The following is an 18,227-nucleotide window of genomic DNA, read 5'->3' as shown; positions in this document are numbered from 1 at the left end:
TTCATAAATTAAGCCGGGCAGCTTACTGAAAAGCGTGTGCGAGACACCTAACAAATATCAATAAAAATGCAAAAAAACGGCTCTATTTGCCTAATGTTGCACAAATGTTATGCGAAAAATTCAATTCAAAACGAAAAAAATGGTCTACATCGTTCAACTTTCATTGCAATTATCCTTAACAAAATTGTAGGATACTTACACATATTGGCGATTTTTGAGAATTTTATTACAGCTCAAACTTGCTAATAAATCGGTGTTATCCAAATCCCACCTATATAAACCACTAGTTTGTGGTCAAAAAAAAACGGATATCACTAAGGATTGTTTTTCTCGCAAAATTTTTCCTGCGAGAGACAGAAAGGACTCAAACCGCCAACACAGGGCAGGTTTAGACTCATAAATATAAAAGGACAAGGCTGACGAAGTGCAAACTCGTTACGCCTAGATTTAACTGGAAGGATGTATCTATGGTAGATCAAGAGCAGAACTCACAGGGTCTGTATACTCCTGAATTGGAGCATGACGCTTGTGGTATCGGTTTTGTAGCTCACCTCAAAAACCGTAAGTCTCATGAAGTAGTGACCCAAGCACTAGATATGCTAGCTCGAATGGAACACCGTGGTGGCCAAGGCTGCGATCCGTGTTCAGGTGATGGCGCAGGTATCTTGCTGCAAAAACCACACGAGTTTCTACTTGAAGAGACGGTCAAGCTAGGTATTAAGCTGCCATCTTTTGAAAAATATGGTGTTGGTGTTGTACTTTTCCCTAAAGACGAACACAAACGTGCACAGTGTCGCGACATTCTGGAGCGCAATGCACAACGCCTAGAGTTAGAAGTGATCGGCTACCGTGTGCTGCCAACGGATAACTCAATGATCGGCGCTGATCCACTGAGCACAGAGCCTCAATTTGAACATGTGTTTATCTCTGGTGGCCCTGGTATCACACCGGAAGAGCTAGAGCGTAAACTGTACGTTCTACGTAACTACACGGTTCGCGTATGCCTTGAGAGTGTGTCTAACATCGGTGATGACTTCTACATCAACTCTATGTCTTACAAGACGGTTGTGTACAAAGGTCAACTAACCACTGAACAAGTACCTCAGTACTTCTTAGACCTACAAAACCCAACGATGGTAAGTGCACTTGCACTGGTTCACTCTCGTTTCTCTACCAATACATTCCCTCGCTGGCGTCTAGCACAGCCTTTCCGTTACATCGCTCACAACGGTGAAATCAACACAGTTCGCGGTAACCTGAACTGGATGAAAGCCCGTGAAGCGATCATCGAATCTGACCTGTTCACACAGGCAGAGATCGAGATGCTACTGCCTATCTGTCAGGAAGGCAGCTCAGATTCATCTAACTTCGATATGGCGCTTGAGCTCCTAGTTCTATCTGGTCGCAGCCTGCCACATGCATTGATGATGATGATCCCTGAAGCATGGCAAGAAAACAAAAACATGGATCCAACTCGTCGCGCGTTTTACCAGTACCACGCTAACGTCATGGAACCATGGGATGGCCCAGCATCAGTATGTTTCACTGATGGTGTTCAAGTAGGTGCAACCCTTGACCGTAACGGTCTGCGCCCTTCTCGCTACACAGTAACCAAAGATGACTTCTTAGTAATGGCTTCTGAGTCTGGTGTTGTTGAGATCGAACCAGAGAACGTTGAGTTCCGTGGTCGTCTACAACCAGGTCGTATCTTCGTCGCTGACCTAGAACAAGGTCGCATCATTTCTGATGAAGAAGTGAAAGATGGTATTGCATCAGCACAGCCATACGAGAAGTGGGTTGAAGAGAACCTACTCAGCCTGAAGAAGCTGCCAGATGCGAGCAACGAATTCAGCCAGCCTTCACCAGAGAAACTTCTGCACAAGCAGCAAGCGTTCGGTGTGAGCTCGGAAGAAGTGAACGAAATCATTGTACCGATGGCAAAAGATGGCAAAGAGCCACTTTCTGCAATGGGTGCCGACTGGCCACTAGCGATTCTTTCGCACCAGTCACAACATCTATCAAACTACTTTAAGCAACTGTTTGCTCAGGTAACTAACCCGCCAATCGACCCGATTCGTGAGCGTATGGTTATGTCTCTGAACACTTACCTAGGTAAAGATCAGAACCTACTGGCTGAATCTCCAGAGCACTGTCAAAAAGTAGAACTTGAGTCGCCGGTTCTTTCTAACTCTGAACTTGAGAAGCTACGTGCTATCGATAACGAGCACCTTCAAGCGAAGACGCTAGACATCGTATTCCAAGCAAGCGAAGACGAAGGCAAACTAGAGCGTGCCCTTAAGCGTATCTGTCAGTACGCAGAAGATGCCGTTATCGATGGTTACTCAATCATCCTTCTAACTGACCGCGCGGTTAACTCGAACCACGCTGCAATTCCAGCAATGCTGGCGGTTGGCGCAGTTCACCACCACCTAATCCGTAAGGGTCTACGTGCGAAGTGTGACATTGTGGTTGAGACAGGTGATGCTCGTGAGACGCACCACTTTGCAACTCTAATCGGTTACGGTGCAAACGCAGTGAACCCATACCTAGTTATTGAAACTATGGTTGATCTGCAGCGCACGAAGAAGCTTGATCCAGAGACAAACGTTCGCGATCTATTCGAAAACTACCGTAAGTCAATCAACGGCGGTCTTCTAAAGATCTTCTCGAAGATGGGTATCTCAACACTGCAGTCTTACCACGGTGCACAGATCTTTGAAGCGCTTGGCATCAGTAAATCTGTGGTTGATAAATACTTCACAGGTACGGTTTCACGCATCCAAGGTCTCACGATCGATGACATCGCGAAGGAAGTGCTAGTACGTCACCGTATCGGCTTCCCGACTCGTGAAATCCCAGTACAAGTACTTGATGTGGGTGGTGTTTACCAGTGGAAACAGCGTGGTGAAAAACACCTGTTTAACCCTGAGACAATCTCACTACTACAACAATCTACACGCAACAAAGACTACGCTCAGTTCAAGCAATACGCGAAAGCGGTTGATGACCAAGGCGATAACGCAGCCACGCTACGTAGCCAACTAGACTTTGTTAAAAACCCAGCTGGTTCAATCCCGCTAGAAGAAGTCGAGCCAATCGAAAACATTCTCAAGCGTTTCGCGACAGGGGCAATGTCATTCGGTTCGATCTCTTATGAAGCTCACTCAACATTGGCAGTTGCGATGAACCGCATTGGCGCGAAATCGAACTCTGGTGAGGGTGGCGAAGACCCAATGCGTTTCGAGCGCAAAGAGAACGGTGACTGGGAGCGCTCTGCAATCAAACAGGTTGCTTCGGGTCGTTTCGGTGTGACCTCTTACTACCTAACCAACGCCGATGAGCTGCAGATCAAGATGGCTCAAGGTGCGAAGCCAGGTGAAGGTGGTCAATTACCAGGTGATAAGGTGGATGACTGGATCGGTGCAACGCGTCACTCGACTCCGGGCGTAGGTCTAATCTCGCCACCGCCGCACCATGATATCTACTCAATCGAAGATTTGGCTCAGCTGATCTACGACTTGAAGAACGCAAACCGTGCTGGCCGCGTTAACGTGAAGCTCGTATCGGAAGCGGGTGTAGGTACTATCGCATCTGGTGTAGCGAAAGCGAAAGCCGACGTAGTTCTTATCGCAGGTTTTGATGGCGGTACAGGTGCATCACCAATGTCATCTATCCGTCACACAGGTCTGCCTTGGGAGCTAGGTCTAGCAGAAACACACCAAACGCTTCTTAAAAATGGTCTACGTAACCGTATCGTGGTTCAGTCTGATGGTCAGATGAAAACTCCTCGCGACCTTGCAGTAGCAACACTTCTGGGTGCTGAGGAATGGGGCGTAGCAACAGCAGCGTTGGTTGTTGAAGGCTGTATCATGATGCGTAAGTGTCATAAGAACACCTGTCCTGTTGGTATCGCAACACAAAACAAAACGCTACGTGAGCGCTTCGACGGCCGCGTAGAAGACGTCGTGACATTCTTCCAGTACATGGCAGAAGGTCTACGAGAAGTGATGGCTGAGCTTGGTTACCGCACTATCGATGAGATGGTCGGTCAGTCGCACAAGCTGAAAGTGCGTGAAGACATCCAACACTGGAAATACAAGAACCTCGATCTGTCTCCTGTGCTTCACATTGAGCAAGCTCGTGATGAAGATGGTGTTTACAACCAAACACAGCAGAACCATAACCTAGAAAACGTTCTAGACCGTAAGTTGATTCAAGCTGCTATTCCAGCACTTGAGAAGGGCGAAGCCGTAGACGCAGAGTTCCCTATCATCAACACGGACCGCTCTGCGGGTACTATGCTGTCGAACGAAATCTCTAAGGTATACAAAGACGCAGGTCTGCCTCAACCGATGAACGTCAAGTTCAAAGGTTCTGCGGGCCAATCTTTCGGTGCTTTCCTTGCTAAGGGCGTTAAGTTCGAAGTGGAAGGTGATGCGAACGATTACTGGGGTAAGGGTCTATCTGGCGGTACGCTGGTACTTTACCCAGATGCGAAGTCAACCATCGTTGCTGAAGATAACATCGTTGTAGGTAACGTATGTTTCTACGGTGCGACCTCTGGTGAATCATACATTCGCGGTATGGCGGGTGAGCGTTTCTGTGTGCGTAACTCAGGCGCGAAAGTGGTTGTAGAGGGTGTTGGTGACCACGGTTGTGAATACATGACTGGCGGTGTTGCTGTAATCCTTGGCTCAACTGGCCGTAACTTTGCAGCAGGTATGAGTGGCGGTGTTGCTTACGTTTGGGACAAGTCTGGTGACTTCGAAACTAAGCTAAACCCTGAGTTAGTAGACCTAGATCCTATCGAAGAAGCAGATCGTGAGCTACTGAAAGAGATGCTAACTAAGCAGGTTCAATTCACAGGAAGTGAAGTTGCTCAGTCTTTCCTAGACAACTTTGAAGCAAGCTTAGAGTCAATGGTCAAGGTGATGCCTCGTGACTACAAAGCGGTACTTCAAAAACGTAAGACTGAAGCAGAGCAAGCACAAACGGAACAAGTGGAGGCAGTATAATGGGTAAGCCTACTGGATTTTTAGAGCATGGTCGTGAGCTTCCAAAGAAGCTCGACCCATCAGTTCGTATCGAAGACAACAAAGAGTTCGTACTTAACGAAGAGTTTGGCGACAAGATCAACACACAAGCTTCTCGTTGTATGGACTGTGGTGTCCCTTTCTGCCACAACGGTTGCCCGATTGGTAACATCATCCCAGAGTTTAACGACGCGGTTTACCGTGACAGCTGGGAAGAGGCTTGGAACATTCTAAGTACTACCAACAACTTCCCTGAATTCACAGGTCGTGTGTGCCCTGCTCCTTGTGAGAGCGCATGTGTGCTTGGCATTAACCAAGACCCAATCACCATCTGTAACATTGAGAAGACGATTGTCGAAACTGCGTACCGCGAAGGGTACGCAAAACCTAAAACACCTCGCTCTCGCACAGGTAAAACGGTGGCAATCATCGGCTCTGGCCCTGCAGGTCTGGCAGCTGCTGAACAGCTAAACAGTGCGGGTCACTCAGTAACGGTATTTGAGCGTGATGAAAAAGTTGGCGGCCTACTCCGCTTCGGTATCCCAGACTTCAAACTGGGTATGGACGTGATTGATCGTAAGATCAACCTCATGGCTGAAGCAGGCGTTGAGTTCAAAGTCAACCAACATATCGGTGTTGACGTGAATGCACAACAGCTTCGTCAAGAGTTCGATGTAGTATTACTAACAGGTGGCTCAACGGTTCCACGTGACCTTCCAGTTCCAGGTCGTGAACTAAAAGGCGTTCACTTCGCAATGGAGTTCCTTGGTCAAAACAACCGCCGTGCAAATGACATGGATCTTAAGGGTGAAGAGATTCACGCAAAAGACAAACATGTTGTGGTCATCGGTGGTGGTGATACAGGCTCTGACTGTGTCGGTACCTCTAACCGCCATAAAGCAGCAAGTGTTACTCAGGTTGAGATCATGCCGATCCCACCAGAGAAACGCCCTGCAAATATGCCTTGGCCTCAATACCCAATGATCATGAAGACAACCACTTCTCACGAAGAAGGTTGTGAGCGTCACTGGAACATTCTAACGAAAGAGTTCATCGGTAACGATAAAGGTGAAGTTACTGGTCTACGTATCGCAGACATCGTTTGGCAAGATGCTAAACCAGGTGAGCGCCCAGGGTTTGAAGAAGTCGCAAACTCAGAGCGTGTTATTCCATGTGATATGGCATTCCTAGCGATGGGCTTCCTACACCCAGAGCCAACAGGTGTACTTGCTCAGCTGGATATCAAACTGGATGATCGCGGCAACGTGGCGACTGACGGCTTTGCAACCAACCAGAAAGGTGTGTTTGCAGCGGGTGATATGCGTACCGGTCAATCTCTGGTTGTACGTTGTATCAACGAAGGTCGTGAATGTGCGATTGCTATCGATAACTTCCTGATGGGCAACTCAAACCTAGAAGCGAAAGCAAACTCATTGATGCTTTCAGCATAGAATTTTAATAACAATTCCTTCCAAACTTTTGGCCAACACTCTGTGTTGGCCTTTTTTGTTCCTGCAATACAGTACGCTTTTGATTTATCTATTTATCCATTTTTTATGAATTAAGACGAAAAAATGACATGTAACAATAATGATTAATAATCATTATCAATTGGGTTAATAAGTCTAGAAAACACGACAAAACAATAGAAAAAATCACAACTTGGTCATTTTTATCCCGCATTTACAGATTAATTAACTATTCAAAAACCTCTTCGTTAGAAAGGCAACCACTTGCTATCAATTTTTTAACATGATAAGTATGGAGATCGCTTTAAAAGAACAAAAATCGTTCAAATAAGAAAACCAACATTATCTGCAGGAGCAGTCAGGTTGGTTTCCCCACTCGATGTTGTGAAAGGCTTCACTCGCGAGTGGGATATAAGCTGAGGCTTCGGCACTGTAGTGATACATGCCAAAGGAACCCGCAGTCTCAACTGCAAGCAATCAAGGAAATGATCGAATGAATCAGGAATCTCGCTCGCTTTATGACCGCGAGCATGAACACTCCAGCTGTGGGGTGGGCTTCATCACCGATAAAACTGGTGAACAGACCCATCAATTGCTGTCTCTTGCCCACCAAGCTCTGTGTACTATCCCACATCGTGGAGGTATGAACGCGGAAGGTATTGGTGATGGTGCTGGGGTCAACATTGACCTGTCGATTAACTTTTACCGTCATCTGCTTAAGAGCTCAAATCTTGAGTCTGGCAACTTTGGTGTTGCGAACTTCTTCTTTCCTTTCAATCGTGAACACCATGCTCAAGCAAAACAACTCATAGAAGAAAACCTGACTAAATATCAACTAGATATCGCGCTATGGCGTGAGGTCCCTGTTGACCCATCAGCCGTCAACGACGCGTCACGTCAAGTGCAGCAATCAATCCAGCAAGTGGTGTTTTTAAATGGTGACTTGTCTCGCAGCGCAGATCTTTTCGAACATCAAATCAATCTTGCTTTGGCTGAAATTGAATCTGTAGGCTTCACCGATGATGCTCTGTCTGGTTTTTATCCTCTGTCGATGAGTTCGAAAACTCAAGTTTACAAAGGACGTTTAAACTCTTGGGAAGTCGTACCCTATTTTAGTGATCTTAGCCACCCTGAGCACCACATCACGACTCTATTCTTCCACACACGTTTTTCAACCAACACTGCGCCAGCTACCATGATGGCTCAGCCTTTCCGCCGAATGGCCCACAACGGTGAATTGAACACGGACAAGAAAAACCGACTCAGTGAAGATGCCATCGCACGTCAGCAACAGAAGCGAGTGATCTTTCCAAAAGGTCAGTCGGACTCGGCTCGACTCGACCAGACACTGGCGCGCCGCGTCGTTGAAGATGAGCTAGACATAGTGACCGCTGTATTGGCGATGATGCCACCAGCGTGGGAAAACGATGAGCGACTTTCTCCTGAAGTGAAAGCGATGCTTGAGTACTTCAGTCTTTCTGAAGAGAAAAACGATGGTCCAGCAGCTCTTATTTTCTCCGATGGTCAAAAAGTCGGAGCTCGATTAGACCGACTTGGCCTGCGTCCATTGCGTAGTGTTGAAACAGACCGCTACCTTGCTGTGATGAGTGAAGCAGGTCAGATCGACTTTCCTGCCGAAGAGATTGTGCGCTTTGGACGAATTCAAGCCGGTGGCATGATCTACTTCGATCACGCGACAGGTCGAAGCTACGAGACCAAGGAGATCCTAGAAACCTTGGCTAAAGAGCGTAACTATGGTGCTCTACTTGAATCAGCTCGTATTACCCTTAGTGATCTTGAGACAGCCTCTTTAGATAAGGTGACCGAAAATGAAAACTTCAGCGCCTACAGTCGTCATGTGGCCTACTCTCTGAACCAAGAGAGCTTTAAATTCTTCCTCGATCCTATGATTGAGCATGGTGCTGAGAAGATCACTGCTATGGGCTTTGGCCTTGCGCCAAACGTGCTCACCGATGAAGAAGGCGGCATGTCCAAGTACTTTAGCCAACGTTTTGCACAGGTAACCAATCCGCCTCTCGACTCTTTACGTGAATCGGATGGTATGACGCTACGTGTCGCTCTTGGTGCAAAGCCTAATTTCAGCCCAAGTGAAACCGTACAACTGGTGCTCAAATCACCAATTCTACAACCTCAACAACTTGAACAGATTTTCTCGCAAGATCGAATCAAAGTTGAAACATTTGATGCCCTTTTCAATCCAACATTAAATAGCAGAGAAGATAACGCAAAGCGCGTTTCTGAAGCCCTCACCGAACTCTGTGACCAGATTCAGGCTTCGGTTGAGAACGGCACCAACATCGTGGTACTCAGCGATAAACAGATTGGCAATGGCAAGGCTGCACTGCCAGCGATTCTTACTGCCACTGCCGTCAACCAGAGACTGATTAAACGCGGCCTGCGTTTCGATGCTAGCGTGATTTACCAAACAGGTCAGGCAGCAAGTAGTCACGATATCGCCTGCCTATTAGGTTTTGGTATCTCAGCCGTCTGCCCTATCTCTGTCTACCACCGCGCCAAAACACTGTGTAATAACCAATCGATAGAGCAAGGCTTAAAGAACTTCCAAAAAGCCTGCGAAAAGTCGCTAATGAAAACCATGGGTAAATTTGGTCTTTGTACAGTAGAGAGTTATATCGGTGGTGAGTTCTTCGAGTCTAACTTCCTTGATACCGACTCAGAACAGCTCAACAGGTTCTTCCCGAATATCAGTTCACCAGTTGGCGGGGCTCAATTTGATGATCTCGCGTGGAGCTCAGCAAAGTGGCACTTTAAAGCCCTAGCGATCAACGAAGAAAATCAGATCCCATTACTGGGTCTGTTTAAAGAACGTCAAGATGGTGCGGGCCACAGCTTCGGTAATACCGCGGTTCGTGAATACATCAACATGACACAAGAAGAGGTGCGCTACGTTGATCCAGTTGCTGAACAAGCGCTTGAATCGACTGTCGCCACCAGTGAAGACGTTGCGTATAAGAAGACTGGCTATGAGAAGCTCAGTCCTGAAGAGATCGATAAGTTCCAAATAACGCCGGCTTATCGTGCCTTTGCTGATAATTTGTATCGTGAACGTGAAACTCGCCCTGCAACACTGCGTGACATCTTGCTGCTGCCTCTGAACTTCAATCAAGCGCAAAGTGCCGATGAGTTCTCTCACCTGCTCGACCGTTTCCATTTCGAAGGTAATGTGAATTACCTTTGGTCGGGATTAGAGGTGCAAGCTTCTTCAGACATCGCGAATCACTTCATTCTGACGCTCAATAACCGCGAACGAGTTAACTCACTGCGAATTGCGATTGAGACCACTTGGTCAGAAAAAGTGGAACATGTCGCAGTCGTCGGTGAAACCATTGAACTCACTGCCAAGCCTTCTCTTGAAGCTTTCTTATCTCGCGTCAAAACGACAAGACAACCGATCGCGCTTGAGCAAGTCGAACCCGCTCACCTTATTACACCAGCCTTTGCTTCTGGCGCAATGAGTCACGGCGCCCTGAATGCCAATGCTCACCAAGCCGTAGCGCAAGGTACTAACATCGCTGGCGCGATGAGTAACTCGGGCGAAGGGGGGGAACACTCTTCTCGCTTCAACTCCATCAAATCGAGCAAGATTAAGCAGTTTGCTTCAGGCCGTTTTGGTGTTTGGGTCGGCTACCTTGCAGATCCGCAGCTTGAAGAGATCGAGATCAAAATTGCACAAGGGGCAAAACCAGGTGAAGGTGGTCAGCTGCCATCACCAAAAGTAACGGTAGAAATTGCCGCTGCGCGTGGTGGTACTCCGGGCGTGGAACTTGTCAGCCCACCACCCCACCACGATACCTACTCGATAGAGGACTTGGGCCAGCTAATCCATGACGCGAAAGCCGCACGTGTACGCGTGATCGTTAAGCTCGTATCGTCTGAAGGTATTGGTACCATCGCCGTTGGTGTCGCCAAAGCGGGCGCAGACATCATCAACGTGGCAGGCAACACCGGTGGTACTGGTGCTGCAGCCGTAACCAGTTTGAAGAATACTGGCCGTGCAGCAGAAATCGGTATCGCCGAGGTGCATCAGGCTCTAAGTGAAAATGGCCTGCGCGATAAGGTCACACTGCGTTGTTCAAACGCACACCAAACCGGTATCGACGTAATTAAGTCTGCCATCATGGGGGGCGATTCGTTCGAGTTCGGTACCACAGCACTGATGATGCTCAAGTGCGTCATGGCTAAGAACTGTAATGTGAAATGTCCAGCCGGCCTGACGACTAACCCAGAGTTGTACCAAGGCGATCCACGAGCCCTTGCTCAATACTTCCTTAACGTTGCCCATGAGGTTCGTGAGATCTTGGCTCGCCTCGGCTACAGCAGCTTGCAAGAGATCCGAGGTAAGAGTGAACTGCTTCACCTTGCTAACCACCACAGCATTGTTGGTAAGCTCAATGTGACCGGTTTACTGCGTGAAGTCGACCTTGTTAAGGTTGCGAAACCCGTTTATCTAGAAGCTGACTTCACGCCAGATGACAACCTTATTGAACAGTTACTCGCTGACTACTTTGAACAAGAAGAACGCCACATTGTTCTGGATGCGGGTAAGCTCAATAACCGCAACAAATCAACAGGTGGTCAACTCTCCATCGATATCGAACGTGCACTAAACTACCAAAGCAAGGCGCAGCAACACCCTGCTACACTCACAGCGGCGAATGGTCGTCGCTTCTTTGATGCCGAGTCTATCGTGGTAAAAAGCCATGGCAGCGCAGGTCAAAGTTACGCTGCATTTAACAACAGCGGTCTGGTCATGGAGCACACGGGTACCTGTAACGACGGTGTCGGTAAAGGCTCAAGCGGCGGTCATATTGTGGTGCGTTCACCAAGCCAACGTAAATTGAAAGCAGGTAACAACGTCCTGATCGGCAACTTTGCTCTGTTTGGCGCAACTGGCGGTCAAGCCTTTGTCCAGGGTGAAGCGGGCGACCGTTTTGCAGTGCGTAACTCTGGTGCGGTTGCTGTTGTTGAAGGGGTTGGTGACTTCTGTTGTGAATACATGACTAACGGTTCCGTAATCAACCTTGGAGGCTTTGGTAAGGGCTTCGGCAACGGTATGTCTGGTGGTATTGCTTACCAGTATGACATCGATGGTCAGTTCGTAAATAGCTGCAGCGCCGACTCGGTACTCACCGTGCCTTTGATTGAACAAAACCCAGGGTACGAAGAAGCGCTTAAGTGGCATTTAGAACAGCATGTTCGCTTTACGGGTTCACATAAGGCGCAGCGTATCCTCAAAGATTGGCCGACCAGCCGCACCTTGTTCACGCTTGTGGTTCCATTTGCTCTGCTACATAGCCAACATCCTGAAACGATTCTGAGTTCTCACACGCGTAAGCAGATGCTGGAAGAGCTTATCCAAGGCCAAGCGAATAACCTAATCGAAGCGGTGCACTTTGCCTACCGTGATCAAAAAGCTCTGGCAAATGGATTGAGCCCACAATATGGCGACATGGATACTCCACTCATCTGCGATCTATTAACCCACAGTGGTGTGTTGCATCGAGCTCACCAACTGGCTAAAAACAGCACCAGTGATGCTCAGGTGATTCAACGTATGTTTGAGCTGAAAGATAAAAAGCTCTACGACCAACTGCTTAAAGACGTTAAAGAAGCGGTTTCGAACTACAGTGATGACGAGCTTTCAGTGCTACTCGCTAACAAGCGTATTCAAGATTACAAGGCTTCACTCGAGAGACGCGATGTGTGGGATACCCACAGCCGCGGCACAACTGTGTGGATCATGGCAAGAGAACAAGATATCAGCAAAGAAATGAAAGCGATTGAACCAATCAATCAGCGCTTAGCAACACTTTACTGCTACACCTTTGCCGATGTGATCCGTGAGCAGATCGAACAAGCAAAACAAACAGAACAAGAAGCCCATATAGCCTAAGGACAGGCAGATAAATCAGTAGGAAGAAAAATGAAAGTACCTCATTTGCCACAAGATATACCATTTAATGAAGACCAAAAGACTTGGTTGGCGGGCTTCTTTTCAGGCCTTCATTCACGCCTTTTGGTTAAGGAAGAGTCCGTTGTACATGCGGAGTCTAAGCCTCAAGTAAAAGGGCTAACCATCCTCTATGGTTCACAAACAGGTAACGCAGAGAGCGTTGCCTATGACACGGCAGAGAAAGCCAAAGAGTACGGCTTAACTGCAACTGTTCAAGATATGGATGACGTTGACGCGCAAGTCTTTGTTAAGTCATCGCGTATTCTGATTGTCACCAGTACCTATGGTGAGGGTGAACACCCAGATAACGCAGAGACACTGTGGGAAACCATGAGCAGTGACAATGCACCTCAACTTAGTAATACCTACTTCTCAGTTCTGGCTCTGGGTGACACCAGCTATGATGATTTCTGTCTGGCTGGTAAAGAGTGGGATGAGCGATTGGTTGAGCTTGGGGCAACTCGCGTGACTGACCGTGTCGACTGTGACATCGACTTTGAACAACCTGCAGAAGAGTGGATGATCGCTACCCTACCGGCTATCGCGGCACAAGGCGAAGATAGCGAAGCGGTATCTGGCTCATCACCAGCTGCGAAGCAAAAATCCAAGTACGGTCGTAAGAACCCTCTGCAAGCAACACTGAAACATAAGCGGGTGCTGACCAAGCAAGGCTCAAGTAAAGAGATCGTACACTATGAGCTTTCACTAGAAGGCTCGGGCGAGTTCTACAAACCAGGTGATGCTCTTAATGTGATCCCAGAAAACCAACCTGAGCTAGTGAGCGCGCTACTCGATCACTTCCAGTTCAGTGGTGATGAGAAGCCATCATGGAATGGCGAAAACCACAGCTTGCGTGAGCTGTTCACCCGTAACCTAGATATCCGAACGCCATCAAAAGAGCTAGTCAAAGCTCTCGCAGAAGCAGCCAGCGATCACCGAGTGATCCAGATGCTAGGTAGTGACGATACCAGTGCACTCAATGACTTCCTTTGGGGTAAAGATATCCTCGATCTTGTGAAAGCTTACCCAACCGTGTCGTTGTCACTGGCTGAGATTTTATCTTTACTAAGACCAATTGCACCACGCGCTTACTCGATCTCATCCAGCTTAAACAAACATAATGATGAAGTTCACCTCACCATTGGCAGCGTGCGTTACAACAATGGTGAAAGAGACTACAACGGTACTTGTTCGACATGGCTTGCAGATCTTGTTGAAGAGGGTAAGAAAGTCCCTTGCTACTTTGCTCCAAACAAAAACTTTGCGGTTCCTGAGGATGATAAAGCGCCAATGATCATGGTCGGCCCAGGAACAGGTATCGCGCCATTCCGCGCCTTCCTTGAGGAGCGTGAAGTACAAGCGTCCCCTGGTGACAACTGGTTGATCTTTGGTGACCGCAATAGCGCTACCGATTATATCTACCAAGAAGAGATCGAAGCTTTACAGCAAAAAGAGGTACTGACTCGACTTGATCTCGCGTTCTCACGTGACCAAGAACAGAAGGTGTATGTACAAGATAAGATGCGCGACAGCGGCGCTGAACTATTTGCTTGGCTAGAACGTGGCGGGTACTTCTTTGTCTGTGGTGATGCCTACTACATGGCGAAAGACGTCGATAAAGCGCTGCATGAGATTATTGCCGAGCATGGCGGTCTCGATGACGATGGCGCTAAAGCGTACGTCAATCAGCTCAAAAAGCAGAAACGCTACGTGCGTGATGTTTACTAGGTCTTTTAGTCCGAGGTAACACAAAAAAATAAAAGGATCTCATTAGGGATCCTTTTTCCTTTTTAAGTCATATAATTAACCCTTAGTATTATGACGATCATCAATGGGTAAGCCGTATACTCCCATTAAAGACAAAGGGGAAAATAATGAAAAAAGTCGTCTTGCTCTCCGCCCTTCTTATCGGACTCTCAGGCTGTAGCCAAGGAAATCAAACAATGGAAGACAGAACTAAAAACCCATGTGGCGACAAGCCTAACTGTGTCTCAACTCAAGATTCTCGTGAGCAACACAGCATTGCTCCATTTACTCTCGCAGATGGCGTCAGCCTGTCTCAGATTGAAGCGGTCATCTTGCAGCAGCCTAGAACCAAAACAGCCGTAAAGAATGACGATTACTTACGTGTCGAATTTACCAGCAAGATCATGCGTTTTGTCGATGACTTAGAACTCAAAATTGAAGGCAATAATCTTTTGGTTCGTTCAGAGTCTCGTACCGGTCATTCGGACTTTGGCGTGAACCGCAAACGCGTGGATACCATAAGAGCAGAGCTGACAAAAGCTGGGCTTATTGAGTAATCATACCCGCAGTTGTGATACCGAAGAGAAGTGCACAAGTGCTGTCGCTTGATGCTTCTCTTCCATGCTACAATTTCACCCTATTGTAAAAACAACCTTATTAAGAGACTACACATGAAAATCGGCATCATTGGCGCAATGGAGCAAGAAGTTGCGATCCTAAAATCAGCAATCACAGAGATGACAGAAGTGAAAAAAGGCGGCTGTACCTTTTTCTCAGGTCAGTTAAATGGTGTTGATGTTGTGTTACTGCAATCTGGCATTGGTAAGGTAGCGGCGGCGGTAGGTACTTCTATCCTACTAAGCGAATATCAACCAGACGTGGTTTTAAACACTGGCTCTGCAGGCGGTTTTGATTCAACACTTAACCTAGGCGATGTGGTTATCTCTACTGAAGTTCGTCACCACGATGCAGACGTGACTGCATTTGGTTACGAGATCGGCCAAATGGCAGGTCAACCAGCGGCATTCCAAGCAGATGCGAAGCTAATGGATGTTGCTGAGAAAGCACTAGCACAAATGGAAGACACACACGCAGTGCGCGGCCTAATCTGTACTGGTGATGCCTTCGTGTGCACGGCTGAGCGCCAAGAGTTCATCCGCAAGCACTTCCCATCTGTAGTAGCAGTTGAGATGGAAGCATCTGCAATCGCACAAGCTTGTCACCAATTCGAAGTACCGTTTGTTGTGGTACGCGCAATCTCTGACGTAGCAGACAAAGAGTCACCAATGAGCTTTGAAGAGTTCCTACCGCTAGCAGCGAAGAGCTCTTCTGAGATGGTGATTAAAATGGTAGACCTACTTAAATAAGTCACTCAAGATGCAAACACTGTTTGATCAGGTATTTGCAAATGGCGTGCTCCTCGTTATGTGGGGAGCACTGCTCTTTCATTTAATCTTACCGATTCCTCACTCTGCTCACCCAGTTACCCTCTGGCACAAGTTCGCTGAACTGCTCGCCAACAAGGTCAACAATCATCGCAACTACTCACAGAGCTTAATCTCTGGAACCTTAGCTTGGTTGTTGATGTGTTTTCCTGCGCTCATTCTGCTTATCGCCCTCAAGCCTCTGATGTGGCAGCCACAACTATTTGAACTTGCCCTTCTGTTGCTTGCCATCGATTGGCGCAACAACGAGAAGCTTGCAAGCCAACTGATTCGCGCACTCAGTCAGGATAATAAGCCGCAAGCACGTAAACTGCTCGCGCCTGTGGTTAATCGACAAACCGATACGCTGTCTACATTGGGACTTGGAAAAGCCTCTGCCGAAACTCTGATTATGGGTTACGGTCGCAACGTCATCTGCGTGCTCTTTTGGTACGCCATTGGTGGAGGCATTGCGGCACTCATGTACCGTTTGACCGCAGAGTTAGCGCGCGCTTGGTCACCAAGCCGACAACGCTTTGCTCCATTTGGTTCCAGCGTAGTGAAAGTGGTCGCGGTTCTAGAGTTTATTCCGCTGCGACTGTTTGCCTTGATGATTGTGGTAGGTCACAACGCAAGTAATACCTTCTCGATGATGCTGACTCAGAGCCGTTCTTGGCCACTGCCAGGCCCTGCTTGGCTCATCACTTCAGCGGGTAATAAACTCAAACTTTCCCTAGGCGGTCCAGCAATCTATGACGATGTTAAAGCGGTAAGAGCCAAATTGGGTGGTCGAATTGCACCATCAGCGCTGCATCTAGCCCAATTGCAAAAAATGCTCGCTTGGCGAATACTGGCGTGGCTACTGATTCAAAGCGCTCTATTACTGATTATTCACCAAGGGATTTAATGTGAAGTTTTCTTTCTCTTGTACAGCTATCTCTGTACTTTCACTCTGTTTATGGCAATCCAATGCACAGGCAGAAACTCATAGCGAGGCAAAGCGTGTCATCAGCCTTGCCCCGCACGCTACAGAGCTGGCTTACAGTGCAGGACTTGGTGACAACTTGATTGCAGTGAGCGAAAGAAGCGACTATCCACCCGAAGCGGATAAGCTGCCTAAGGTCGCCAACTATCAAGGGATAAAGGTCGAAAAGATCATCGCGCTTCAACCCGATCTGATTCTGGCTTGGCCCGCAGGCAATCCACCGAGAGAGCTTGCGAAACTCAAACAATTTGGCTTTGAGATCTACTACTCACAAACCAAGAGCCTAGGTAGCATCGCCAGTAATATTGAGCATCTCAGTCAATACTCTAGCGATCCTAGCGTTGGACTCAGTAATGCCAAAGCTTATCGAAACCAGCTTGAACAACTCAAGTCTAAGTATCAAGACGCCGAACCTGTTCAATACTTCTACCAACTGAGTGAAAAACCTATCATCACAGTTGCACAAGGTCACTGGCCAAGTGAAGTCTTTGAGTTCTGTGGTGGCCAAAACATTTTCGAAGACGCTGCGACCTCTTACCCACAAGTGAGCATTGAACAAGTGGTGCTTAAAAAGCCGGAAGTTATCTTCACCTCTCGCCATGCCATTGAGAACGGCACCATGTGGAGCGATTGGGGCGATGAGATCCCTGCGGTTGAAAAAGAGCAAATTTGGTCACTCAATTCTGACTGGATAAATCGCCCTACGACACGAACACTACACGCTATCCAACAGGTGTGTGATTACTTTGATAAAGCACGTCAAAATCGCTAACTATTTGATGCGATTTTTCGTACAATTCGCCGTATACCTGTCCCTACAATTTAAATAAGAGCATCAGTATCATGGACTCCATGCTGCTTTACTTTATCGACTTATTCGGTACGGCTATTTTTGCCATCTCTGGCGTATTTGTCGCTGGCCGCTTGAAAATGGACCCATTTGGTGTCGCAGTTCTAGGCAGTGTGACTGCTATTGGTGGTGGTACGATTCGCGATATGGCGTTGGGTGCCACTCCTGTATTCTGGATCACCGATACCACTTATTTGTGGGTTATCCTTATTACCTGTCTGCTGACAATGATCATCGTAAGGCGTCCCAAGCGTCTCCCTTGGTGGATTCTACCAGTGTGTGATGCGGTCGGTTTGGCTGTGTTTGTTGGTATTGGTGTAGAGAAGTCGCTGAGCTATCAAGACTCTGCACTGGTCGCGATCATCATGGGTGTGATTACTGGCTGCGGCGGCGGTATTATCCGCGATGTATTGGCGCGAGAAGTACCAATGATCCTACGAAGTGAAGTCTATGCCACAGCATGCATCATCGGTGGCGTATTCCACACAACGGCTCTTAGCATGGGACAAGACTCCGAGACAGCTTTCCTAGCCGGTGTCTTCTCTACTCTATTGATTCGCTTGGGAGCCATTCGCTGGCATCTATCTCTGCCAACATTTGCCCTCAATAAATAGTGCTCTAAGCAATTGAACTTCAAACCAAAAATCAAAGGCTCTCCAGAGCCTTTTTTTATACCTGTCGTTCTGGTGGTTGCATTCAAGCTTGCTCTACGTAAAACAAAACAG

The 18,227-nt window shown here is 47.7% G+C and carries 9 protein-coding genes; all 9 read left to right on the top strand.

Annotation, left to right across the window (positions count from 1 at the left end):
* Positions 1-467 precede the first annotated feature (467 nt).
* The 9 genes from gltB to AC6I7V_RS02225 all read left to right on the top strand — a co-directional run bounded on the left by gltB (position 468) and on the right by AC6I7V_RS02225 (position 18,116).
* Entirely contained in the window at positions 468-5,015 is a 4,548-nt protein-coding gene (gltB, locus tag AC6I7V_RS02265; RefSeq protein WP_498011256.1) for a glutamate synthase large subunit, read from the top strand.
* Positions 5,015-6,484, top strand: a complete 1,470-nt coding sequence (locus AC6I7V_RS02260) for a glutamate synthase subunit beta (RefSeq protein WP_255231453.1) — start codon at positions 5,015-5,017, stop codon at positions 6,482-6,484. Before gltB ends, AC6I7V_RS02260 begins: the two co-directional genes overlap by 1 nt.
* 511 nt (positions 6,485-6,995) lie before the next feature.
* Positions 6,996-12,437: a glutamate synthase-related protein gene (locus tag AC6I7V_RS02255; RefSeq protein ID WP_498011255.1), complete on the top strand. Its 5,442-nt coding sequence runs from the start codon at positions 6,996-6,998 to the stop codon at positions 12,435-12,437.
* 30 nt (positions 12,438-12,467) lie between these two features.
* Positions 12,468-14,225, top strand: a complete 1,758-nt coding sequence (locus tag AC6I7V_RS02250) for a diflavin oxidoreductase (protein WP_498011254.1) — start codon at positions 12,468-12,470, stop codon at positions 14,223-14,225.
* Between the two features lie 146 nt (positions 14,226-14,371).
* Positions 14,372-14,800, top strand: a complete 429-nt coding sequence (locus AC6I7V_RS02245) for a DUF1499 domain-containing protein (protein ID WP_498011253.1) — start codon at positions 14,372-14,374, stop codon at positions 14,798-14,800.
* Positions 14,801-14,914: 114 nt separating this feature from the next.
* Positions 14,915-15,610: a 5'-methylthioadenosine/S-adenosylhomocysteine nucleosidase gene (gene mtnN / locus AC6I7V_RS02240; RefSeq protein WP_032553134.1), complete on the top strand. Its 696-nt coding sequence runs from the start codon at positions 14,915-14,917 to the stop codon at positions 15,608-15,610.
* Between the two features lie 10 nt (positions 15,611-15,620).
* Positions 15,621-16,574 carry a cobalamin biosynthesis family protein gene (locus AC6I7V_RS02235; protein WP_498011252.1) on the top strand — a complete coding sequence of 318 codons (954 nt, stop codon included), beginning with the start codon at positions 15,621-15,623 and terminating at the stop codon, positions 16,572-16,574.
* A gap of 28 nt (positions 16,575-16,602) precedes the next feature.
* Positions 16,603-17,424 (top strand): cobalamin-binding protein, encoded by an 822-nt coding sequence (locus AC6I7V_RS02230; protein WP_498011632.1) that lies wholly within the window; start codon positions 16,603-16,605, stop codon positions 17,422-17,424.
* A gap of 71 nt (positions 17,425-17,495) precedes the next feature.
* The gene (locus AC6I7V_RS02225; RefSeq protein ID WP_255231458.1) at positions 17,496-18,116 is read left to right on the top strand and encodes a TRIC cation channel family protein; all 621 of its coding nucleotides are present in this window, start codon (positions 17,496-17,498) and stop codon (positions 18,114-18,116) included.
* Positions 18,117-18,227: the final 111 nt, after the last annotated feature.

It is taken from the genome of Vibrio sp. KUL70 (assembly GCF_059725515.1).
Note: the sequence above shows the minus strand (reverse complement) of the source record. Positions and strands in the feature narration are given on the sequence as shown.

What these genes read in the sequence shown, in the direction of transcription:
- gltB (WP_498011256.1), top strand. Translation starts at nt 468, where the DNA reads ATGGTAGATCAAGAGCAGAACTCACAGGGTCTGTATACTCCTGAATTG.
- AC6I7V_RS02260 (WP_255231453.1), top strand. Translation starts at nt 5,015, where the DNA reads ATGGGTAAGCCTACTGGATTTTTAGAGCATGGTCGTGAGCTTCCAAAG.
- AC6I7V_RS02255 (WP_498011255.1), top strand. Translation starts at nt 6,996, where the DNA reads ATGAATCAGGAATCTCGCTCGCTTTATGACCGCGAGCATGAACACTCC.
- AC6I7V_RS02250 (WP_498011254.1), top strand. Translation starts at nt 12,468, where the DNA reads ATGAAAGTACCTCATTTGCCACAAGATATACCATTTAATGAAGACCAA.
- AC6I7V_RS02245 (WP_498011253.1), top strand. Translation starts at nt 14,372, where the DNA reads ATGAAAAAAGTCGTCTTGCTCTCCGCCCTTCTTATCGGACTCTCAGGC.
- mtnN (WP_032553134.1), top strand. Translation starts at nt 14,915, where the DNA reads ATGAAAATCGGCATCATTGGCGCAATGGAGCAAGAAGTTGCGATCCTA.
- AC6I7V_RS02235 (WP_498011252.1), top strand. Translation starts at nt 15,621, where the DNA reads ATGCAAACACTGTTTGATCAGGTATTTGCAAATGGCGTGCTCCTCGTT.
- AC6I7V_RS02225 (WP_255231458.1), top strand. Translation starts at nt 17,496, where the DNA reads ATGGACTCCATGCTGCTTTACTTTATCGACTTATTCGGTACGGCTATT.